This is a genomic window from Fontibacter flavus, from assembly GCF_042432905.1.
Taxonomy (GTDB): domain Bacteria; phylum Bacteroidota; class Bacteroidia; order Cytophagales; family Cyclobacteriaceae; genus Fontibacter; species Fontibacter flavus.
The window spans coordinates 126,706-147,832 of the sequence record NZ_JBHLWI010000002.1 but is presented as its reverse complement, the minus strand read 5'-3'; the positions used below and the strand labels follow the sequence as shown (position 1 = coordinate 147,832).

Below are 21,127 nucleotides of genomic sequence, written 5' to 3'. Positions count from 1 at the left end.
TCCCACGGCATCGCCGAACAGACTTGAGGTCTTTCTCTTTTCTTTTTTTTAGCCCCTCCGTTCACCTTCCTGCCCAACTACAGAAAAAGCCTTGTAACAGGTTGTCCGCCTGAATTGCACATCAACTTGTATATACCCCTGATATTTATCAGGCTTAGCCAACCATAATTGGTTGGCTAAGCCTGATTTTTTATTATTTTCTATCAGGGTTTATTAAAACTACATATTTATTACAAATCATCAAAGGGAGACCAAATTTTTTGCAAAGAACGGATACTGACATGTGTATAAATTTCTGTGGTCTTACTGGAATTATGACCCAACAACTCCTGAATATGTCTCAAATCAGTACCTCGTTCCAATAAATGGGTCGCATATGAATGTCGTAGCCAATGCAAGGTAACAGGCTTTTTTATCCCTGATTTGACCAAAGCCTGCTTCAACACACTTTCCAAACTCTTCTCACTGTATTTACCAACTGACCTGTGACCTTCAAATAAATAAAGACTTGGCTTAAAACTTTTAAAATACTCTCTGAGCAATTCTAAAATTTTTGGGGATAATGGAACTACCCTGTCTTTTTTACCTTTGCTTTGTCTGATAATTAACACGCTCCGCTTGCTGTCCACATCCGTAATTTTCAAATTCAATAATTCACCCCTTCTTAGGCCACAGGAATAAATAAGACATAGCATTGATCTATGCTTTAAGTTCTGATGGCTATCCAGAATAACTTTGACTTCCTCCTTACTCAACACATTGGGTAAAACCTTCTCTCTCTTCGGCCTGTAGACAATCTCAGGATTGAACTTGATGCCCCTCCTGTTCTGAAAAAACAATTTAATGCCATTGACCACCTGGTTTTGATAGGAACCAGAATACCCCCTTGCCAAAATATATTCCTTGTTGAATCTTTCAAAATCCTGGTTTTCAATCTCTGCAATAGGCTTGTTTTCCAAAAACCTCAAAAATATACCAACAGCATCCCTGTAGGTCTTCACTGTACTTCCACTATAGCGTTTATTCAGCATCCAATCCTCAAACTTGCTGATTTCTTCTTTCAAAAAACCATCCAATTCAGGAAGGGTGGGAAATGTTTTGGATAATTCCACCTTCTTCAACTCACTGTAATCCAACCAGGCTTTCCCTTTGAAATATTGAAGCATTTCTGACAACTTACCATCTTCGTAAGCTATCCACCACACTTTTTTCTTGGTATCCCAATTACATCCCGGAAATTGCTTGACCAATTCCTTCAATTCGAAATCATAGGGAAACTCAATCCTGATCACAGGTTTCTTCCCTATCCAGTCATTTTTCAAAAACAGCTTTTTCATAAAAATATGATGCAAAAAATCTGCTTCAATTTAAACTTTAATCGCATAACTTAAAAGACTCCAAATAAACTTATCCGATTATTTTCCCTACCAAAAATGAAAAAGCCCCCGATTCCTCAGGGGCTTTTCTAATAAATTAATGTTTCAGAAAGATACCTTGAATCTTCAATGTCCTCTTATTCCGAAATCTTCCTTTCGCCTTCCGACTTCCTTGAGGCGTTATTACCTTTGCGACCGCTGCGTGAAATATTCCAACTCATTGAAACCCTTTAGGCCTTAATGGTCCAAATCTAACTTCCAACCTATTCTTAGTGCCTTCGTGCCTTTGTGGCCTATTTATCAAGAAAAAGGATACTTCCCTTTCTCAATCATATAATCCGCAATCTGCCTTCTCAGCTCTTTGGTATTGACCAAGTCTGCCTTGGTGAAGCGCTTCAAGCCCATCAACATCACCTTCTGCTCATCTCCTTTGGCAAAAGCGGCTATCGCCTCCTTGGCAGACGTTTGGATCTTTTCCACCGCCTCAAACAAATATACCTGCGCCATGGCAATCTGCTGCTTGCAAGCTTCCTCTCCTCTTTGGGACACCAACTTCTCTGTTCTCAGGATCGCCGACTCGGCCGCATAGATCTCAATCATCACATCGGCCAAATTCATCATCACTTCCTGCTCAGATTCTATCTTATCCGCCAAGGCCATCGCTGCCTTACCGCCCACCATCAGGAATACTTTTTTCAACTTCTTGATCACATCTTTCTCCGCTGCAAACAACTCAGAAGTATCGATAGTCTCAAAACTTGGTACAGAAGTCAGTTCATTGGCAACAGCCATGGCCGGCTCAAATAGGGCAATCTCACCTTTCATCGCTCTTTTCAATAACATCCCCACCATCAACATACGGTTAATCTCATTGGTACCTTCATAGATTCTGGAAATCCTGGCATCTCTGTACGCCCTCTCCATAGGAGCATCAGCGGAATAACCCATACCACCATAGACCTGAACGCCCTGATCGACCACATAATCCAATACTTCAGAACCATGCACCTTGGCAATCGCTGCCTCAATGGCAAATTGCTCTAAGGCCTTCAATTTGGCTTCCGCATCTGCCATGCCTTCAGCAGCCAAAGCCGCCATCCTATCTTCGATGTCCTGCCCTGCTCTGTAACACAGAGATTCACAAGCATAGATCCTTACGGCCATCTCGGCCAACTTCTGCTTGATCGCTCCAAAGCTGTTGATCGATACACCAAATTGCTTTCTCTCCGCAGAATACTTGATGGCATAGGAAGCCACTGTCCTACATCCTCCCAAAACACCCGAACCCAATTTGATCCTTCCGATATTCAGGATATTCACTGCTATTTTGAATCCATTACCTCTTTCTGAAAGCATGTTCTCTACCGGTACCTTGCAGTCATTGAAGAATACCTGACGGGTAGAAGAGCCTTTGATACCCATCTTCTTCTCTTCCTCATTCATGGTGATGCCACCGAAACCCTTTTCTACAATAAAAGCAGTCAGGTTTTTGTCATCTTCGATTTTAGCAAACACGATAAACAAATCCGCAAAACCCGCATTAGAAATCCACATTTTCTGTCCATTGATCAGGTAATGCTTACCATCTTCTGTCAAGGTGGCTTTGGTCTTGCCACTGTTGGCATCCGAACCTGCATCCGGTTCAGTCAAGCAGTAGCATGCTGCCCATTCGCCTGTGGCCAATTTGGGTAGATATTGCTGCTTTTGTTCCTCTGTACCATAATACAGTATAGGCAAGGTCCCAATACCGGTATGTGCACCATATGTTGTGGAAAAAGATCCCGAACCACCAATGATATCAGCGATCAGCATGGAGGTATTAAAGCTCATGCCCATTCCTCCAAATTCTTCCGGTACCGAAATTCCCAAAAGACCCAGTTCACCTGCCTTCTTGAAAATGGATGGTACCAGTTCCGGATGCTTCATGCTGTCGATTTCTTCGATTTTCGGATGGATTTCCGTATCGATAAAATCCTGACAGGCCTGAGCCATCATTTTTTGCTCTTCATTGAATTCTTCAAAGATGAAGATATCCTTGGCTTCCGTTTCACTTACCAGAAACTCCCCGCCGTTGATTGATTTTTTTGCTATTGTATTCATGTTTTTTCAGACTTTAGACACAAGACGCAAGACAAAAGACAAGCTCCATCTTACAGGCTTACGATCATTTTTTTTCAAATTTTAGAATAAGAGAATAAAGCATTTTTTGAATTTCAGTAAGCTCATCGGTTATACCTGAAAATCTTTGTTCTTCAATATATCCCAATTCATAGGATACATAGAGCTGTGTTTCCAATTCACAAATAGATCCATGAGCAATACCCAAAAAATTTACAAACTCACCGTCTGTTCTCCTTCCAGCGCCTTCGGCAACATTGGAAGGAACCGATACTGCACTTCTTCTCATTTGAGAAGTAAGTCCGAACCTCTCTTCAGTGGGAAAAACTTGGGAAATCTTGTAAATCTCGGTTGTTAATTTGATTCCCCTTTTCCAAACATTAAGCTCTTTGTAGTTATGCATGAATAGAAAATTTTATGTTGAACAAAAATTTTTAAAACCTCTTACTAAATTCTTTTTTCTTTATTTCTAGAGAATGGACACAAGAAACAAGACATTGTACTTACTTAAAGTGATTCTGTCTTATGTCTTGAGTCTTGTGTCTTATATCTATTTCAGCAGTTCAAAAACCCCAGCAACTCCCTGCCCTCCTCCGACACAAGCGGTCACCATACCGTACTTCTTGTTCTGTCTGCGGAGTTCGTTGAAGAGCTGCACAGAAAGTTTGGCGCCGGTACATCCCAGTGGGTGTCCAAGGGCTACCGCTCCACCGTTGACATTTACTTTTTCAATATCCATATCCAGGGATTTGATCACCGCAAGTGCCTGCGCAGCAAAAGCCTCGTTCAGTTCGATCAGATCGATCTTGTCCAAGGTGAGTCCAGCCTGCTTCAATGCCTTTGGCACAGCGGCTTTGGGACCAATGCCCATGATGCGCGGTTCCACACCTGCTACAGAATAGGACATCATCCTTGCGATAGGTTCAAGGTTCAGTTCTTTGACCATTCGCTCAGACATCAGGACCACAAATGCAGCCCCATCGGAAGTCTGAGAAGAATTGCCTGCGGTAACCATTCCACCCATTTTGAAAGCAGGCTTTAGATTGGCCAATCCTTCCAAGGAAGTCCCCGCTCTAGGTCCTTCGTCGGTATCGACGACAAACTTTCTGGTTTTTCTTTTTCCTTTTTCATCAAGATAGGTTTCCTCAACTTCTACAGGAACAATCTCATCTTTGAACTTGCCGGCAGCAATCGCCGCCAAAGCCCTATCATGTGATCTTACAGAGAATTCATCTGCCTGCTCTCTGCTGATGTCATAATCTTTGGATAATTCTTCAGCCGTCAAACCCATGCTCAGGTAATAATCCGGAGTCTGGGTGGCTATTTTCCAGTTCAGGGCTGTCTTGACCCCCATCATCGGCAATAGGGACATGGATTCTGTACCTCCTGCGATAATACAGTCTGCCATACCTGCCTTGATTTTGCCCACGGCCAAAGCAATTGCTTCTAATCCTGAACCACAGTACCTGTTGATGATGAATCCTGGATTATCCACTCCCAATGCAAGAAGTGAAATCATCCTGCCCATTTGCATGCCCTGCTCTGCTTCGGGGATGGCATTACCCACGATCAGGTCATCCACCATTTTAGCTTCCAAACCTGGGGTATTGGCCACTAAATGCTTAATGACATCCGATGCCAAATCATCTGGACGGTAGAACCTGAAGCCTCCTTTTTTGGCCTTTCCTACCGCTGATCTATATCCGTTTACTATGTATGCTTCCATTTGTCGAATTTCTTTTTGAAGTTTATTTTTTGTTGGAGTTTATTGTTTCCTTGAGTTTAGGAAGAGACAAGACTCAAGAGACAAGAACCAAGACTTGAGAACTAGTAAGGGTTAGATTCAAGTGTCTGCATAAAACCATGAATCATTCTTTGAACTTCTGAAATATCCGCCTCAATTTCATTGAAGGTTTTGTGATCCAATAGTCCAACACGATTGGCAATGATTGCTTGAGTTTCAAGTTCAAAACTTTCACCTAAACTGATATCCAATGAGTTTAAAACTGCTTTAGAGGTATTTCTTGCTGTTCCTTCTGCTATATTAGAAGGAACTGATACACTCGATCTCCTCATTTGTGAAGTAATTCCAAATTTTTCTTCATTTGGAAACTCAGCAGTGACTTGATAAACTTTTACCGCTAGGTCTACTGATTTTTCCCAAACTTTCAAATTTTTAAAATTATGCTTCCTTCTCATATTCAATTATTTTGGTTTATTTCATCATTTACTCAAATCCATCTTGCTTCTTGTCTCTTGTTTCTTGTTTCTATATCTAGTCTCTCATATCTCGCCTCTCGCTTCTCGCCTCTAATTTCTCAGCGGTTTTCCCTTAAACAAGATACTGTGTATCCTCTCCAGCGTCTTTTTCTCACCGGTCAAACTCAGGAAGGCTTCACGCTCAAGATCCAGCAGGTACTGTTCGCTGACAAGTGTTGGACTTGAAAGGTCTCCTCCGGACATTACCCAGGCCAATTTTCTGGCAATCTTCGCATCATGCTCTGAAATATACTTGCCATACAACATGCCGGTAATACCTGCCTCAAACAAAGCCAGGGAAGTTTTTCCCAAAACTTTGATATTGGTCTGCTCTACAGGTTGGGTGTAACCCGCCTCATGAAGAGCCAAAACTTTAGCCTTGGCGTCCGCCAATAAACGCTTGCGGTTCAAAGTAATGGAGTCCTTCACCTGAAGATAACCCAATCCTCTCGCCTCTGCAGCAGAAGTCGATACTTTAGCAGTCGCGATATTCATAAAGTATTCCTGTAGACGGTTCAATTCCACATCTCCTTCTTTGATTTCATTGGAGAACCTCAGGGTCATTTCCTTTGTACCACCACCTGCTGGAATCAGACCCACACCAAATTCCACCAAGCCCATATACAGTTCTGCATGTGCCTGTACCGCATCTGCATGAAGGGAAAGTTCGCATCCACCTCCCAAAGCCATATTGTGCGGTGCTACCACCACAGGGATGGAAGAATAGCGGGCACGCATCATAGTTCTTTGAAATCCTGCGATCATCAGGTTGATTTCATCATATTCCTGATCACCAGCAAACATGAACAACATCGCCAGGTTGGCTCCTGCAGAAAAGTTGCCTCCTTCATTACCGATCACCAATCCCTTATAGGATTTTTCAGCCATGCTGATGGCCGTATTGATACCTTCAATTACTTCCTGACCTATGGAATTCATTTTGGTATGGAATTCCAAACCAATGACATCATCTCCCATATCATAAATGGTCGTACCCGCATTGCCCCAGATTTTCTTATCAGCAGCCTTCAGCGTATCTAAAATGATAAAGTCTTCAGTACCTGGAATAGCTACATAAGACTTGGATGGAATGTCATAATATTTTTTCTGTCCACCTTCTACCTTATAGAAAGACTCATTTCCTGCGGCAAGCATGTCATGTACCCAAGGCGCGGCCTTTTCACCAGCAGCTTCCATTTTCTCTACTGTCTCTTTCACTCCTAGCACATCCCATGTTTCAAATGGACCCAACTCCCAACCAAAACCGGCGGAAACGGCCTGATCGATTCTATAAAGTTCATCAGAGATTTCTGGGATCCTGTGAGAACAATATTTGAACAGGTCATAAAAAGAAGTTCTGTAAAACTCACCTGCCCTATCATCAAAATTGACCAGGAACTTGATGCGTTTTTTCAAATCATCTATTTCTTTGGATGCCTCCAAAGCTTTAAACTTTGGCTTTTCAGCATCTTTATATTCAAAAGTATTCAGATCAAGTTCTTTCAATTCTTTGCTGCCGTCTTTGTGACGGATCATTTTGAAGTAACCCTGACTTGTCTTATCACCCCACCATTTGTTATCGTAGAGTACTTTTACAATGTTCGGCAATTTGAATTTGTCTCTTGACTCATCATGGGTCAGTGCTTGATAGAGGTTATTGGCCACATTGACGGTGGTATCCAAACCGACCACATCCATGGTCCTGAAAGTTGCTGATTTGGCACGGCCTATCACAGTTCCTGTCAGCTTATCTACCTCGGAAACACCCATTCCCATTTTCTCAATGGCATGCATACCCGAGATGATGGCATATACGCCAATCCTATTGGCTATAAAAGCAGGTGTATCTTTACATAAAACGGTTTCTTTACCTAAATACCTGTCTCCATAATCCATCAAAAAGTCGATGATCTCAGGTTTGGTTTTAGGTCCTGGAATAATCTCCAACAGCCTCAGGTATCTTGGCGGATTGAAGAAGTGGGTTCCGGCAAAGTTTGTCTGAAAATCCTCTGATCTTCCTTCACACATCAAATGCATGGGGATACCGGAAGTATTGGAAGTGATGAGAGTTCCCGGTTTTCTGTGCTGCTCAACTTTGTCAAAAAGTGATTTTTTGATATCCAATCGTTCTACGACAACTTCAATGACCCAATCGCAATCCTTGATTTTTGGAAGGTCATCATCAAAGTTGCCTGTGCTTATCCTAGATACATAAGAAGCATCATATAATGATGCCGGCTTGGCTTTCAAAGTACTGTCCAAAGCATTATTGACCAACCTGTTTCTGACAGCTTTATCCGATAAGGATAAGCCTTTCTTCTGTTCATCTTCAGTGGGTTCTTTGGGAACAATATCAAGCAATAAAACCTGCACGCCAATATTGGCAAAGTGGCAGGCTATTCTTGATCCCATTACTCCGGAACCTAAGATGGCTACTTTTTTAATGGTTCTTTTCATAAAATTTTTGGAATTTTTAGAGTTCATACAAATGATTGTCGAACGGATTAGGGTTTATAGTTTCTGATTGAAAATTTTCAATAGCTTGATTGATCTTATCAAAAATCTGAAAAAAGGATTTCAATTCTTCTTCAGATACCAACTCGCGAACAGCGAGGTTGAAGTCTTTGATCGTCTTGACGGATATCTCCTTTTTGCGCTTTCCTTCCTCAGTCAAGAAAATCCTTACTGATCGTTTATCTGTCGGATCGGGCTTTTTGAAGATCAAGCCTTTTTCTTCCATACTTTTCAACATCCTAGTGAGACTTCTCGCTTCCAATCCCATCATTGGGGCAATCTTGGTAGCAGGGGTTCCGTCTTTCGAATTGATATTGATGAGTACAAATCCAATAGAAGTCGTAAAATCCTCCTGTGCCGCCTTTTGGTTGTACATACGGGAAATCGCATGCCAAGCACTTTTAATATGGAAGTCTACAGTATCTTCTCGCTTCATGGGCATAGTTATCATACGCCCAATTTACAAAAATTATTGTATGCATGCATACTAAATTCAAAAAAAGTTATGCATGCAGAGGAAATTTTAAGCAAACATTATGGCAATAAAAAAAACTATATTCTGGATTGAACCAAAATATAGTTTAATTAAAATGAATTATGTAGAGAAAACCTAGACTACCAAAATAAGTTTCTTATTTTCATCAGGAATACAATTCAGCAATTTCCTTTGCGAATTTTTCATGGATAACTTTCCTTTTCAACTTCATGGTCGGCGTCAATTCACCGGTATCAATACCCCATTGGGCATTCAATACCTTGAATCTCTTTACCTGTTCCCATTTTCCGAAATATTTGTTGAGGTTATCAATCTCTCTTTGGAACTTTTCAATTACCTCATTTTTCTGCAACATTTCAGAATCATTAGTATAAGGTATATCTTTATGTTTACACCAATCCTGTAATCCAGTGAGGTTAGGAACAATCAAAGCAGCTGGATAATTTTTATTTTCACCTACCACAATAATCTGCTCAATCAATGGAGATTCTTTGAATTTATTTTCCATCGGTTGTGGTGCAATATACTTACCTCCAGAGGTTTTGAACATCTCCTTCTTGCGATCGGTAATTTTGAGATAATTGCCTTCATGCAACTCTCCGATATCACCGGTATGGAACCAACCATCTGCATCAATAACCTCAGCGGTAAGTTCAGGTTGTTTATAATAGCCCTGCATCACATTCGGGCCTTTTACGAGAATCTCTCCATCTTCTGCTATCCTTACTTCCACCTCTTTGACAATCTTGCCCACCATACCCATTCTAATGTCTTTAAGGTTACAGATAGATGCTGAGATTACTGGTGAGGTTTCTGTCAAGCCATAGCCCTCGCAAACAGGTATACCGGCGCTCCAAAAAACTCTTGCTAACCTTGGCTGTAAAGCAGAAGCACCTGAATTGATCTGCATCACATTTCCCCCTAATGCTTCTCTCCATTTACTGAAGATGATTTTATTGGCCAACTTCAATTGAAAATTATACCAGGATCCTTGATTTTTGTTGGGCTCATATTTCAAACCAAGATTAAGGGCCCAGAAAAACAGTGATTTTTTTATACCTGTAAGTTCATATCCCTTGGACACAATCTTGTCATATACTTTTTCTAATAATCTCGGAACAGTATTGAAAATTTGAGGCTGCACCTCTTTGAGGTTTTCACCAATGGTCTCCATACTTTCTGCATAATAAATAGAAATACCCATGAATAAGAAACAAAGAGAGCCAGCTCTTTCATAAATATGACAAAGTGGTAAAAAACTCAGTGCTTTGCTTGTTCCCTTTGGTACAATAATCCTATCCTCAATGGCATAAAGGTTGTGAATGACATTACCATGGGTCAACATCACACCTTTTGGTCTGCCAGTAGTTCCTGAAGTATAAATGATCGTAAATAGATCATCCGTTTTTACGGCCTCCTTTTTTTCATCCAACTCTGCGATGTCACCTCCATCACCGTGTGCCATGAAATCCTCCCAATACTCACAGCCTTCTATTCTATCGAATGAAAATATCTGAACATCCATGTCTTTAGAGGCTTCTTTGGCCTTTTCGTAAATCTCAATATCTCCGACAAATATTTTCTTTACCTCTGCATGATGAAAGATGTAATTGTAATCATCCACAGTAATGGTGGGATACATGGGAACTGATATTGCACCAATTTGCTGCAAGGCCAGATCTATAAAATTCCATTCAGGCCTATTATTTGAAATGATGGCGACTTTGTCATCCTTGATGATGCCGCTTTTGATAAAAGCCAAACTTAAATTATCAACTATTCTTTTTAAATCGCGTGAAGAATAAGTTTTCCATTCGTTATCTTCTTTTCTGGCAAGTGCTACATCTTTATCATATGTAGCTATCTGGTGATTAATCAAATCAAATAATCTGGTGATCTGCATATTTATTTTGGGTTGAAGATTGTTTCAAATTATGAAAAAGGTCTGATTAATGCAAAATCCAAATTTTACTTCTTTTCCACAGCTTTATATATATATTATTTTATTTATTTAAATAAAACTATTGTCATTATTATGGTGTGGATTTGTGGATAAATAATTACCATTTATTATTCCACATGGTTATTTCTTCTTTTGACACATTTATCCACTTATAATTCACATCAATATTTTTTATAAATGTCTTGTTCATCAGTTGATTATATTCTTTGTATCTTTTTATGTGTGTAAGTGAGATGAAGCTATTTGTCTATATGTAGGTGTTGGGTAATTTGTGTATAAATGTGGATGATTGATGACTTATCAGCAGGGGTATAAAAAATTATCCCTATCTCATGTTTTGGATAGGGATAACTCTAGGTTTGTGCTCATGTTATTGACAGTAATCCACAAAAAATTCATCAGTTATCGACAATATTTTTTTCATTTTCGGGCTCTTTTACTGGTTTTGTATCGTCATCTTCTCGATTTTCTTGTGGTAAACCTGCTGCTTTTTTGGGTTCTATCATCAGATCCAAAACCCAACCTCCTCTTATAGTTGTTTCACGAGAATTGTTATCGTTGATATTTTCCAAATAATAGACGGGCTCTGCATGTCTGCCTTCCTTCATATTGGAGGTATCCCACCTACCGTTTTTATTGAGATCTAAAATTGCCCGAATGTTATAGGTTCCAGCTTCTATGTATGTAAAGACCGCTTGATTACTATCTGTAATATATTGTTCAGCTATCAGTTCTTCCTTTGAATTCAATATCTGTACAATGATCGGTAAGTGTGTGGTGTTTACTTTTACCTGTATCTCTTCAGCAAGTGTTTCTTTTTTCAGCCTTTTGTAAGCACTTTCTACTTTCTTTTCATTGGTCTGATTTTCTATATCGTAGAAGGTAGAATCTGCTGCGAAGAAATTGAAGGTTTCATTATTGATACTATCCGGTACATGCCATTCAATAATCAGTTTGGTCAAATCTGCACTGTCCTTCAGGAAAATCCATTCTTTCTGTATTGGTACTATTGTTGCGCTATCATATTTGAAGAATAAGGAATCATACTGAATTTTTCCAATAGGTTTGTTAAATTTTAACTCAGTCCTGAGCTTATCTACAAAATTTCTTTTTCCTTCTATGGCTGTTTCTAAGACTTCTTTTTTTCTATCGCTTTCTTCGAATTTTGCATAGATAAGTGTATCCACCTGAAAACCTACTGAATCTCTCAAATGAAGGGTAATGGCAGTACTGTCATTAATTAAATCAGTATGGTAGAATCTAAGTGTCTTATCATTTTGTCTGTAGTATAAGCCTTTATTTATTTGATCGTGCTCGATTTCAATAGCTACGGGATATTTACTCAATACCACATCAAAGTTACTTCCTATTGCACTTGATCTAGTTACTTTAAACTCGGATAAGTCAGCTTTTGATAAGTAAAATTGAGTGCCTTCTATGTCTTCGGTTATGGTGATGGTATCTTTTATGAATGCGTATGCCTCTTGTTTTTCTTCTGCCTTTAAGGAGTTATTGGCATCATGCCATGCATAAGCCTTGTATTTGCCTGCTTTAATGTTGGTAAGTGTAAAGTTACCAATGCTATCTGTTGCAGCTATGTAATAAGGAGGAGCTGTTAAGACATCTGTAGTGTCGCTTACTTCATAGAGACCTACAAATACATCTTTTATTTTTGGTTCTCTTAATGGGAAAATATAAGCAACATTTCCTGAAAATTTAAGGCTGTCTATTTCTGGTCCTGTTGAAAATACAAGCTTAAGATTTTCAGGTGTATTTTTTTCTGTAATGTCCTTGATCGTTTTTTGGAAGTTAAAAACATAAGTAGTACTATCCTCTAATTCCTGATTGAGTTTAATAGTAATTTTGTTCCTATTGGCTACTACTTCCATTTCCTCCTTTTTAATGCGGGGAGTAATGATGATTTGTTTATTGGCGTTTTCTACTTGGACATATTCATCAAATTCCAGTTCTATGATATTTGGCTTGATATTGATAGATTCATTACCAGGATTGATAGATAGTAATTTTGGTGGTTCTTCATCTCTTGGACCACCCATTGGAGTACTTTGTTTTGCGCAAGAAAACAAAGTTATAATTAAAATAATGGATAATATTTTGATTAAATATTTCATTTTTTCTTCAAAATAAACAAAATACTCGAATAATTAGCTTTGTTTTTCTTTGCCCATTGATTGGATTTCAAACCTGTCATAAAGCCTTTATAAAGTTGTTGTAATTTGTTTTCGTCTTTTTTCAGATAATTTTCAGATAGTAATGAAACATAATAACTGTCAAATTTCATCGGTTCTGTGTGGGCAATGTAGAGCCCCATCTTTTCAGCAAATACCTGCATGGTTTCTTTTGTGAAATGATAAAGGTGCCTTGGAACATCTAGGCCAGCCCATTTCTCACCATATATTTTTGAATCGAGTGAATCGTAATTGGGTACTGCTATCAATAGGGTTCCTTCATCTTCCAAAATGGAAACAACTCTTTTAGCTGTTTTTCTCAGGTCATGTATGTGCTCGAGTACATGGAACATAGTAATGGCTTGGTATTTATTTTCTTCCTTTATTTTGCTGAGGTCACTGAAAATTTTCAATCCCTTTTTTTTCGCTGTTTTCCTTGCCAAAGAATTAGGTTCAATCCCTTCCGTCTTCCAACCATTTTGCTTTGCCTTTTGGAGAAAATACCCTGTACCGCATCCAATATCGAGCAAATTACCTTTATGTGAGCTGTACTGATTTAACCAATTTACTTTTTGTCGTAAGGTATATTGCCTTACTGTCTTGTATAATAGGTTGGTGAGGTTATTGGCCTTATTTCGATGGGATATATAATTTTCCGACTGATAATATTGACTGATTTCTTCTTGTTTGGGTCTTGGATTGGTAAAAATAAGTTTACAGTTTGTACATTGACAGAGCAGAAATTTTTCCCCACTTACTGCATAATCTTTTACTTCTGCATGATTAAGAAAAAGCCCACTCTTACAAAGTGGGCATTTGGTTAACCTTTCATGTGCCATTATCTTCCTAGATAAACAGTGAGAATAGACAAATCAGCTGGAGAAACACCGCTGATTCGTGACGCTTGTCCAAGTGTCTCTGGTTTGATTTTATGTAATTTTTGTTTTCCTTCAGCTGAAAGTGCCGGAATGGACAAATAGTCGAAATGCAAAGGTATTTTGAAATTTTCCATATTGTTCAATTTCTCTACCATCTGCTGTTCCTTATCTATGTAGCTTTCATACTTGATCTGGATTTCAGCTTGTTCAAGTACTTCTTTGCTATATTTTGATAAGTATGAGCGTAGCTCTTCATCAAGGAGCATGATTTCCTGAAGTCCAAGTTGTGGGCGTTTGAGGAGTTTTTCTACTGTAATTTTTTCTTTAATGGTAGCTGTTTCCAGATTTTCTAAACCGTCATTGATGAGGTCAGGGGAAAGTCTCTTTTGTTTGAGGTCATTGATCAGTTTGGCAGTATCTGATTTCTTATCCAACATTTTTTCCAATCTGGTATCATCTGCTAAACCTATTTGATGTCCAAGTTGTGTCAATCTCAAATCTGCATTATCCTGTCTTAACAACAGTCTGAACTCAGCTCTTGAAGTAAACATTCTGTATGGTTCTTCAGTACCTTTATTGATCAAGTCATCAATTAGAACACCAATATAAGCATCAGATCTTTTGAGGATGAATGGATCTTTTTCCTGAACTTTCAAGGAAGCATTGATCCCTGCGATTAAACCCTGTGATCCTGCTTCTTCATATCCTGTAGTACCATTGATTTGTCCTGCGAAAAAGAGGTTTTCAATCAATTGGGTTTCTAAGGTCAATTTCAATTGGGTTGGAGGGAAGAAATCATATTCAATGGCATACCCTGGACGGAACATTTTGGCGTTTTCAAAACCAGGGATTTTCCGCATAGCAGCATATTGAACATCTTCGGGTAATGAGGTAGAGAATCCATTGACATAGATTTCTACTGTATCCCATCCTTCTGGTTCCACAAATATCTGATGTCTTTCTCTTTCTGCAAATCTGTTGATTTTATCCTCAATGGATGGACAATATCTTGGTCCTAATCCTTGGATACGTCCATTGAACATTGGAGACCTATCAAAACCTGTTTCCAGTGTTTGATGTACTTCTTTATTGGTGTAAGTAATCCAACAGTTTCTTTGTGTAGTCAGTGGTATGGTTTCATCTGAATAGGAGAATTTTTCTGGATTTTCATCACCATCTTGCACTTCCATTCTGCTGTAATCCAAAGAACGACCATCAACTCTAGGAGGTGTACCGGTCTTCATCCTTCCTGCTTCAAAACCCAACGACACCAATTGTTCGGTTATTCCTTTGGCTGCTGATTCTCCTGTACGGCCACCTCCAAATTGTTTTTCACCGATATGAATGATACCATTGAGGAAAGTGCCATTTGTCAGGACAACAGATTTAGCTTTAATTTCCAGACCAATGCCTGTTTTTACCCCGACTACCCTATTATCTTTAACCACCAGACCATTGACCATTTCTTGCCAAAAATCTACATTAGGTGTTCTTTCTAATGCCAGTCTCCATTCTTCAGCAAACCTCATGCGGTCGTTCTGTGTTCTTGGAGACCACATTGCTGGACCTTTTGATCTATTGAGCATTCGAAATTGGATCATGGATTTATCTGATATGATACCGGACATTCCACCAAGAGCATCGATTTCTCTTACAATTTGTCCTTTTGCTACACCGCCCATGGCGGGGTTACAGGACATTTGGGCAATCGTATTCATGTTCATAGTACAGAGCAGCACCTTTGAACCCATCTTTGCTGCGGCATGCGCAGCTTCGCAACCTGCGTGCCCAGCCCCTACTACGATTACATCATATTCTGGAAACATATTATTCCTGTTTTAATTAGTGTTCCACGTGGAACACTCGTGTTGTTTGGTTCTTACTATTTTACATGTTCCACGTGGAACATTTACATTGAAAACATAGAGATGGCTTTGTCTTCCATTTTCCTCATGATTTCCTTGTCTTCTTTCTTTTTGTCTTTATAGCCCATCAGGTGTAAAAGTCCATGACTCATGACACGGTGGATTTCTTTGTCAAATGTGATGTTTTCTTTTTTTGCGTTTTCTTGTATTCTTTCAACACTGACGAAAATATCTCCATCGATGGATCTTTCCTCTTCTGAATTATCAAAGGTAATGATATCTGTATAGGTATCATGGTTTAGGTAATCGACATTGATTTGGTAAAGATACTCATCGGAACAAAAAATATAATTGAGTTCCCCTATCTGATATCCTTCAGACGCAGCGATTTCCCTCAACCATTTTTTATGTTTATTTTTCTCTTTAAGCTGAAATCTGATGTCTTCTTGAAAAAATAATATGGCCATATTATAGATAAAATGTTAAAATGGTTTTCCTTCCTTGATCTTCAAATTTTACATCGTCACAAAGATGTTTCATGATATAGATTCCCCTACCTCCTGATTTTTCAAGATTCTCTGGTGCAGTTGGATCTGCTAGATGATCATAATCAAAACCCTTTCCCTGATCCACTACTACGAATTTTATCTGATCATCATCTAAATGAAGTTCCATGTTCACTACCTTTTCCCTATCCATTCTATTGCCGTGTACAATAGCATTGGTTACACATTCTGTCACAGATATCATGATATTGCCATAAATATCTTCATTGATTGAGAATTTTTCACGGGCATTATCAATGAAACTCTCTATGATTTTAATATTCTCAATAAGAGATGGGATAGAAATTTTAATAGATTTCATGAATCTTTTATAGATATTTTGTTAATTAATTTTCATTTTCTCTCAATCTCAATCATGATTGGACAATGGTCTGAATGATGGGCATCAGGCAGAATGATGGAATTTTTTACTTTGTCCTTCATACTGTTTGTAGTCATATGATAATCTATCCGCCAACCCAGATTCTTAGCCCTTGAACCGGCTCTATAACTCCACCAGGTATAATGATGGGGGTCAGTATTGAATAGTCTGAAACTGTCATCAAATCCCGAAGCAGTAAATTTATCCATCCATGCCCTTTCCTCAGGAAGAAACCCGGATGAGTTTTTATTGGAAACCGGATTATGAATGTCTATGGGCTTGTGACAGATGTTGTAATCTCCACTCAAGATCAAATTAGGATTTTTTTGTATTAAATCCTGCGTAAATCCATAAATATCATCCAAGAATTGATATTTGAAATCCTGCCTGATATCTCCAGTAGTACCGGAAGGGAAATAAGCTGATATAAAGGAAAAATCCCCAAAATCTGCCCTGATCATTCTTCCTTCATCATCATAAGTTGGCATGTCCATTCCATAAACCACATTTTGAGGCTTTTCTTTTGTCAGAATGGCAACACCACTGTATCCTTTTTTGACTGCCGGGTACCAATAGATATGATATCCCATATCTTCAAATATGGCTTTATCAATCTGATTTTCCATGGCCTTTACTTCCTGCAGCCCTATGATATCTGGATTTGTCTCCTTCAACCAATCCACAAATCCCTTATTCATGGCTGCACGGATACCATTTACATTATAGGATACGATTTTCATTTACTTTTGATTATGAATTTACCGAAATACTTTCCTTTCTAATGGGTCATGTTCTGACATTGAAGGATCAACTTGAAACCCCTCTCCCAATTGATGAAATCCCAGGAATAACCTGAACATGGTGATCATGTATCCTTTAGAAGTCATTTATGCCCAATATCTATCAATACTTTGTACGTCTTTGAGGATCCAACATCAACAAATATCTCAGGATATTTTGCTTGGTTAATTGCTGAATAGATTTATTTGATTTCTATATCAAACTCCTTTTCGAAATATTCCAGAACCTGAATTTTCAATAATTTCTCCTGTTCCAGGATATCGAAGTGGGGCAGTTTTTTAATCAATTTCCAATGAGGCCACCCATCCTGATCGATGTAATCAAGTTCATAGAATCCGGCCAAACTCAGGACTTTACAGATGGCTATATGCATGAGGTCCTGCTTTTGCTCCTTGGAAAAGTTTTTATTTCCCTGACCAAGCTCCTGAACTCCGATCAGGAAAAGAACGCCATTGAGGTCATTGGGCTTTTTGCCGATTAAATCCTGTATGCCCAGTAATAATTTTCCCCAACGTTTTTCCAGGTCAAGGTCTTTCTTAAACATCTTTGTTACCTTCTTTTTCCAATAACTCCCAGTATTCTACTGCCCTTCTCAAATGGGGTATCACAATGGATCCACCAATAATGGTTGCTATGGAAAATACCTCAAAGACTTCTTCTTTGTTCAATCCTGCTTCGAAAGATTTGCCCAAGTGGTACTTGATACAATCATCACACCTCAATACCATGGAACAGGCAAGGCCAATCATTTCTTTAGTCTTGACATCCACAGCACCTTCTGCATAGGTATTGGTATCCAGGTTGAAAAACCTTTTGATCACTTTATTGTCAGCAGCCATGATTTTTTCATTCATGTCGCTTCTGTAGGTATTGAATTCTTCTATTAAATTCATTAATTTTTAGCTTGTTAATTTAACCTGCAAATATAACAGGTATTTTACTGTCAATTAGTTTTAACAAGCCAATTTGGAAATGCGTTTCCCATTTTTTGAAGATTTTTTATCATTGGTTTTTCCGAAAACCTGCTGCCTGTGTAAAAGAAGTCTTTTTGACTTTGAAGATCAGCTATGTAAACTATGCATTGCCCGCCTGCCAATCACCAATTACCACCTGATGCCTCAGAACAATGACTTATCCATCAAGGTATTGGGACTTACACGTCCCAATAAAGTAATGGCCTTTCTAAGATTTACAAAAAAAGGGGACAGCCAGAAAATCCTGCATCAGCTCAAATACAGAAATAAACCAGAGGTAGGAATTGAACTTGGACGAATCTATGGCCATCTGTTGTCAGAACATGGTTTCAAGTATGATTGGGATGAGATTACACCTGTTCCCTTGCATCCGCTTAAGAAGAAAAGAAGAGGTTATAATCAGAGTGAACAATTTGCCATAGGACTCCATCAAGCTCTGGAAATTCCTGTTTCCCTTTCTTTAAAAAGAGTTTTATTCACTGAAACCCAAACCAAAAAATCCAGAATGGAAAGACTTGAAAATGTGGCGGATGTTTTTGCCTTGGAGCCAAACCAAAACCTGTCCGGTAAATCCATTCTTTTGGTAGATGATGTCATGACCACTGGCGCTACATTGGCAACCTGTGCCAATGTGCTGCTGGAATCAGGAGCTAAGGTAGTGGATATGGCTGTCCTTGCCGCTGGAAAGAATTGATATTTTGTAATCAATTTTTTTGTTTACAATTTAAAATAACTCATAATCCAGCTTTCTAGCTTACTGTCAATGACTGTTGAAAAAATGGATATATCGATAATAAGTATTACAAAAAAGGCCTTTCAAACTGATTGAAAGGCCTTTTTTGATTTCATTTCTAATGTTTACCAGCTTCCTCCAGCACCTCCGCCTCCGAAAGAGCCTCCGCCAAACCCTCCGAAGCCCCCACTGCCAAAGCCTCCGCCACCGAAGGAGCCTTTGCCTGAGGAGAAGTCGCCAAATTTGCCTCTGCTTCCACCCTTTAGCATATTGGCCAACATGATCGTGGTAAAAAGGTCAATATTTCCGCCTTTTCCTCCCATGTGGTTGTCATTGTCGTTTTTGTTTTTAATCATAGGAATGATCACAAAAACGATAATCATGATGAGGAAAAATATTATGGCTCCCCCATGTTCACCCGAAGATGTGACTTTGTCTGCTTTGTATTCGCCGGAAGCCAATTTGAATATCATATCGGTGGACTTGTCCAATCCCTCATAATAGTTACCCATTCTAAAATTGGGTACAATTAATTGGTCTACAATTCTTTTCGCCAAAATATCCGGGATTGCACCTTCCAGACCATATCCTGTAGCAATAAAAACTTTCCTGTCCTCCATGGCTGCGAGAATCAAAATACCATTGTCACGGTCTTTTTGGCCGATTCCCCATTTATCACCTAACTGAAAGGAATAATCACTGATATCATAGGGTCCAATTGACCTGATCATCACAATCGTAACCTGACTGGAAGTAGAATCATTATAGGCTACCAATTTTCTTTCCAGCTGATCTACTTCAGTCCTGGAAAGCGTATTGGTAAAGTCATTGACCAATTTTGGAGGATTTGGTGCTTCAGGAAAGTCCCCTTGGGCAAAACCCGTCATGGCCAATGTCATTAAAAGAATAATGGTAATGCTGGTAATGTATCTATTCTTCATGAGTGCTTATCCAAAAGAGATTTCGTCAGGCAATTCATTGATATCTCCTTCCTGATTATAAGGGAAATGGCTTTTCAGTTGCTGCCCGCACATTTCAATGCCCAAGCGTAGCCCTTCTGTAAAGTCCTTGTTTTTGAAATGTATGACCATTTCATTCTTAATATTTTCCCAAAAATTAGCGGGAACAACCCTGTTGATGCCACAATCCCCCAAAATGGCAAATTGATGGTCTTCTACAGCTAGGTAAAAGAGAACAGCGTTCCGTTCCTGGGTCTGGTGCATTTTAAGTGTTTCGAAGATTTCAGCAGCCCTATCGAGCACATTGTCTCCACAATGGTTTTCAATGTGTACCTGAATTTCGCCTGAAGTTTCTAATTCTGCAGCCTTGATGGCTGCAGTGATTATTTCTCTTTCCTCTTGAGAAAATAAATGTTTGGCCATGTCAATTAAAATTGAACAGTAGGAGCATTCTCTGCGCCAGCAGCTGCTTCAAAATAACCTTTCCTTTCAAATCCATACCAACCTGCAAATAGGTTATTGGGGAATGTTCTTAAGGTAGCATTATAGGATTGAACTGATTGGTTGAAATTTCTTCTCGCCACAGCGATTCTATTTTCAGTACCTTCAAGTTGTGCCTGCAACTCCAGGAAGTTTTGGTTGGCCTTCAGATCAGGATAACGCTCTACTGTTACCAACAAACGGCTTAAGGCTCCGCTCAATTGGTCCTGGGCTTCCTGGAATCTTGCCAAGTTTTCAGGCGTCAGGTCATCAGCATTCAGGTTGATGGCTGTAGCTTTAGCTCTCGCTTCAATCACACCTGTAAGTGTTTCCTGTTCAAATTCAGCATATCCTTTTACCGTATTTACCAAATTTGGGATCAGATCAGCCCTTCTTTGATATTGTGTTTCTACTTCTGCCCAATTTCCGTCTACAGTTTCTTCGTTTTGAACAAACATGTTATAGACACCTACTGCTTTGGTGTAAACAAATAGGCCTACCAATGCAATGACAATAATGGGGATGAGTGCTTTTTTCATAGTTTTGAATTAATAGATGGATTTTACCGGCTTTTGAAATTAAGTGTCTTGTTAAG

General features: G+C 39.1%; 20 protein-coding genes. 1 reads left to right on the top strand and 19 read right to left on the bottom strand.

Annotation, left to right across the window (positions count from 1 at the left end):
- Nucleotides 1–230 precede the first annotated feature (230 nt).
- From xerA to ACFFIP_RS01390, 16 genes are all read right to left on the bottom strand, one after another.
- A complete protein-coding gene (gene xerA, locus ACFFIP_RS01465) occupies nt 231–1,337 on the bottom strand; it encodes a site-specific tyrosine recombinase/integron integrase (protein WP_382385787.1) in 1,107 nt (368 codons plus the stop codon).
- 339 nt (nt 1,338–1,676) lie between these two features.
- The gene (locus ACFFIP_RS01460; protein WP_382385786.1) at nt 1,677–3,476 is read right to left on the bottom strand and encodes an acyl-CoA dehydrogenase FadE; all 1,800 of its coding nucleotides are present in this window, start codon (nt 3,474–3,476) and stop codon (nt 1,677–1,679) included.
- 64 nt (nt 3,477–3,540) lie between these two features.
- Nucleotides 3,541–3,897: a four helix bundle protein gene (locus ACFFIP_RS01455; protein ID WP_382385785.1), complete on the bottom strand. Its 357-nt coding sequence runs from the start codon at nt 3,895–3,897 to the stop codon at nt 3,541–3,543.
- A gap of 147 nt (nt 3,898–4,044) precedes the next feature.
- Nucleotides 4,045–5,220 carry an acetyl-CoA C-acyltransferase gene (locus ACFFIP_RS01450; RefSeq protein WP_382385784.1) on the bottom strand — a complete coding sequence of 392 codons (1,176 nt, stop codon included), beginning with the start codon at nt 5,218–5,220 and terminating at the stop codon, nt 4,045–4,047.
- Nucleotides 5,221–5,321: 101 nt separating this feature from the next.
- Nucleotides 5,322–5,693 carry a four helix bundle protein gene (locus ACFFIP_RS01445; protein WP_382385783.1) on the bottom strand — a complete coding sequence of 124 codons (372 nt, stop codon included), beginning with the start codon at nt 5,691–5,693 and terminating at the stop codon, nt 5,322–5,324.
- A gap of 111 nt (nt 5,694–5,804) precedes the next feature.
- On the bottom strand, nt 5,805–8,210 hold the full coding sequence (locus tag ACFFIP_RS01440) for a 3-hydroxyacyl-CoA dehydrogenase/enoyl-CoA hydratase family protein (protein ID WP_382385782.1): 2,406 nt from the start codon (nt 8,208–8,210) through the stop codon (nt 5,805–5,807).
- Nucleotides 8,211–8,226: 16 nt separating this feature from the next.
- A complete protein-coding gene (locus ACFFIP_RS01435) occupies nt 8,227–8,703 on the bottom strand; it encodes a MarR family winged helix-turn-helix transcriptional regulator (RefSeq protein WP_382385781.1) in 477 nt (158 codons plus the stop codon).
- 205 nt (nt 8,704–8,908) lie between these two features.
- Entirely contained in the window at nt 8,909–10,666 is a 1,758-nt protein-coding gene (locus ACFFIP_RS01430) for an AMP-dependent synthetase/ligase (protein ID WP_382385780.1), read from the bottom strand.
- 458 nt (nt 10,667–11,124) lie between these two features.
- The gene (locus ACFFIP_RS01425; protein ID WP_382385779.1) at nt 11,125–12,783 is read right to left on the bottom strand and encodes an Ig-like domain-containing domain; all 1,659 of its coding nucleotides are present in this window, start codon (nt 12,781–12,783) and stop codon (nt 11,125–11,127) included.
- 71 nt (nt 12,784–12,854) lie between these two features.
- The gene (locus tag ACFFIP_RS01420) at nt 12,855–13,754 is read right to left on the bottom strand and encodes a methyltransferase domain-containing protein (protein WP_382385778.1); all 900 of its coding nucleotides are present in this window, start codon (nt 13,752–13,754) and stop codon (nt 12,855–12,857) included.
- On the bottom strand, nt 13,754–15,619 hold the full coding sequence (gene mnmG, locus ACFFIP_RS01415) for a tRNA uridine-5-carboxymethylaminomethyl(34) synthesis enzyme MnmG (protein ID WP_382385777.1): 1,866 nt from the start codon (nt 15,617–15,619) through the stop codon (nt 13,754–13,756). Before mnmG ends, ACFFIP_RS01420 begins: the two co-directional genes overlap by 1 nt.
- Before the next feature lie 83 nt (nt 15,620–15,702).
- A complete protein-coding gene (ybeY, locus tag ACFFIP_RS01410; protein ID WP_382385776.1) occupies nt 15,703–16,125 on the bottom strand; it encodes an rRNA maturation RNase YbeY in 423 nt (140 codons plus the stop codon).
- Nucleotide 16,126: 1 nt separating this feature from the next.
- Complete coding sequence (locus ACFFIP_RS01405) at nt 16,127–16,525, bottom strand: ATP-binding protein (RefSeq protein ID WP_382385775.1); 399 nt, start codon at nt 16,523–16,525, stop codon at nt 16,127–16,129.
- A gap of 32 nt (nt 16,526–16,557) precedes the next feature.
- Entirely contained in the window at nt 16,558–17,325 is a 768-nt protein-coding gene (locus ACFFIP_RS01400) for an exodeoxyribonuclease III (protein WP_382385774.1), read from the bottom strand.
- A gap of 242 nt (nt 17,326–17,567) precedes the next feature.
- A complete protein-coding gene (locus tag ACFFIP_RS01395) occupies nt 17,568–17,930 on the bottom strand; it encodes a hypothetical protein (RefSeq protein ID WP_382385773.1) in 363 nt (120 codons plus the stop codon).
- The gene (locus tag ACFFIP_RS01390) at nt 17,923–18,279 is read right to left on the bottom strand and encodes a carboxymuconolactone decarboxylase family protein (protein ID WP_382385772.1); all 357 of its coding nucleotides are present in this window, start codon (nt 18,277–18,279) and stop codon (nt 17,923–17,925) included. Before ACFFIP_RS01390 ends, ACFFIP_RS01395 begins: the two co-directional genes overlap by 8 nt.
- Nucleotides 18,280–18,358: 79 nt before the next feature.
- Between ACFFIP_RS01390 and ACFFIP_RS01385 the strand changes: the two genes are divergently transcribed.
- Nucleotides 18,359–19,054 (top strand): ComF family protein, encoded by a 696-nt coding sequence (locus ACFFIP_RS01385; RefSeq protein WP_382385771.1) that lies wholly within the window; start codon nt 18,359–18,361, stop codon nt 19,052–19,054.
- 164 nt (nt 19,055–19,218) lie between these two features.
- On the opposite strand, the gene ACFFIP_RS01380 is transcribed toward ACFFIP_RS01385, so the two are convergent.
- The 3 genes from ACFFIP_RS01380 to ACFFIP_RS01370 are packed head-to-tail and all read right to left on the bottom strand — an operon-like array spanning nt 19,219 to nt 21,071.
- Nucleotides 19,219–20,034, bottom strand: coding sequence for a TPM domain-containing protein (locus ACFFIP_RS01380; RefSeq protein ID WP_382385770.1), 816 nt, complete (start codon nt 20,032–20,034; stop codon nt 19,219–19,221).
- A 6-nt stretch (nt 20,035–20,040) separates the two neighbouring features.
- Complete coding sequence (locus ACFFIP_RS01375; protein WP_382385769.1) at nt 20,041–20,475, bottom strand: TPM domain-containing protein; 435 nt, start codon at nt 20,473–20,475, stop codon at nt 20,041–20,043.
- A 5-nt stretch (nt 20,476–20,480) separates the two neighbouring features.
- The gene (locus tag ACFFIP_RS01370; protein WP_382385768.1) at nt 20,481–21,071 is read right to left on the bottom strand and encodes a LemA family protein; all 591 of its coding nucleotides are present in this window, start codon (nt 21,069–21,071) and stop codon (nt 20,481–20,483) included.
- Nucleotides 21,072–21,127: the final 56 nt, after the last annotated feature.

Excerpts from the sequence above, each read along its gene's own strand:
- ACFFIP_RS01420 (WP_382385778.1), bottom strand. The coding sequence starts at position 13,754 with ATGGCACATGAAAGGTTAACCAAATGCCCACTTTGTAAGAGTGGGCTT.
- ACFFIP_RS01430 (WP_382385780.1), bottom strand. The coding sequence starts at position 10,666 with ATGCAGATCACCAGATTATTTGATTTGATTAATCACCAGATAGCTACA.
- ybeY (WP_382385776.1), bottom strand. The coding sequence starts at position 16,125 with ATGGCCATATTATTTTTTCAAGAAGACATCAGATTTCAGCTTAAAGAG.
- ACFFIP_RS01395 (WP_382385773.1), bottom strand. The coding sequence starts at position 17,930 with ATGTTTAAGAAAGACCTTGACCTGGAAAAACGTTGGGGAAAATTATTA.
- ACFFIP_RS01455 (WP_382385785.1), bottom strand. The coding sequence starts at position 3,897 with ATGCATAACTACAAAGAGCTTAATGTTTGGAAAAGGGGAATCAAATTA.
- ACFFIP_RS01405 (WP_382385775.1), bottom strand. The coding sequence starts at position 16,525 with ATGAAATCTATTAAAATTTCTATCCCATCTCTTATTGAGAATATTAAA.
- ACFFIP_RS01370 (WP_382385768.1), bottom strand. The coding sequence starts at position 21,071 with ATGAAAAAAGCACTCATCCCCATTATTGTCATTGCATTGGTAGGCCTA.
- ACFFIP_RS01380 (WP_382385770.1), bottom strand. The coding sequence starts at position 20,034 with ATGAAGAATAGATACATTACCAGCATTACCATTATTCTTTTAATGACA.
- ACFFIP_RS01445 (WP_382385783.1), bottom strand. The coding sequence starts at position 5,693 with ATGAGAAGGAAGCATAATTTTAAAAATTTGAAAGTTTGGGAAAAATCA.
- ACFFIP_RS01400 (WP_382385774.1), bottom strand. The coding sequence starts at position 17,325 with ATGAAAATCGTATCCTATAATGTAAATGGTATCCGTGCAGCCATGAAT.
- ACFFIP_RS01390 (WP_382385772.1), bottom strand. The coding sequence starts at position 18,279 with ATGAATTTAATAGAAGAATTCAATACCTACAGAAGCGACATGAATGAA.
- ACFFIP_RS01385 (WP_382385771.1), top strand. The coding sequence starts at position 18,359 with ATGCGTTTCCCATTTTTTGAAGATTTTTTATCATTGGTTTTTCCGAAA.
- ACFFIP_RS01435 (WP_382385781.1), bottom strand. The coding sequence starts at position 8,703 with ATGAAGCGAGAAGATACTGTAGACTTCCATATTAAAAGTGCTTGGCAT.
- ACFFIP_RS01375 (WP_382385769.1), bottom strand. The coding sequence starts at position 20,475 with ATGGCCAAACATTTATTTTCTCAAGAGGAAAGAGAAATAATCACTGCA.
- xerA (WP_382385787.1), bottom strand. The coding sequence starts at position 1,337 with ATGAAAAAGCTGTTTTTGAAAAATGACTGGATAGGGAAGAAACCTGTG.
- ACFFIP_RS01440 (WP_382385782.1), bottom strand. The coding sequence starts at position 8,210 with ATGAAAAGAACCATTAAAAAAGTAGCCATCTTAGGTTCCGGAGTAATG.
- ACFFIP_RS01425 (WP_382385779.1), bottom strand. The coding sequence starts at position 12,783 with ATGGGTGGTCCAAGAGATGAAGAACCACCAAAATTACTATCTATCAAT.
- ACFFIP_RS01460 (WP_382385786.1), bottom strand. The coding sequence starts at position 3,476 with ATGAATACAATAGCAAAAAAATCAATCAACGGCGGGGAGTTTCTGGTA.
- mnmG (WP_382385777.1), bottom strand. The coding sequence starts at position 15,619 with ATGTTTCCAGAATATGATGTAATCGTAGTAGGGGCTGGGCACGCAGGT.
- ACFFIP_RS01450 (WP_382385784.1), bottom strand. The coding sequence starts at position 5,220 with ATGGAAGCATACATAGTAAACGGATATAGATCAGCGGTAGGAAAGGCC.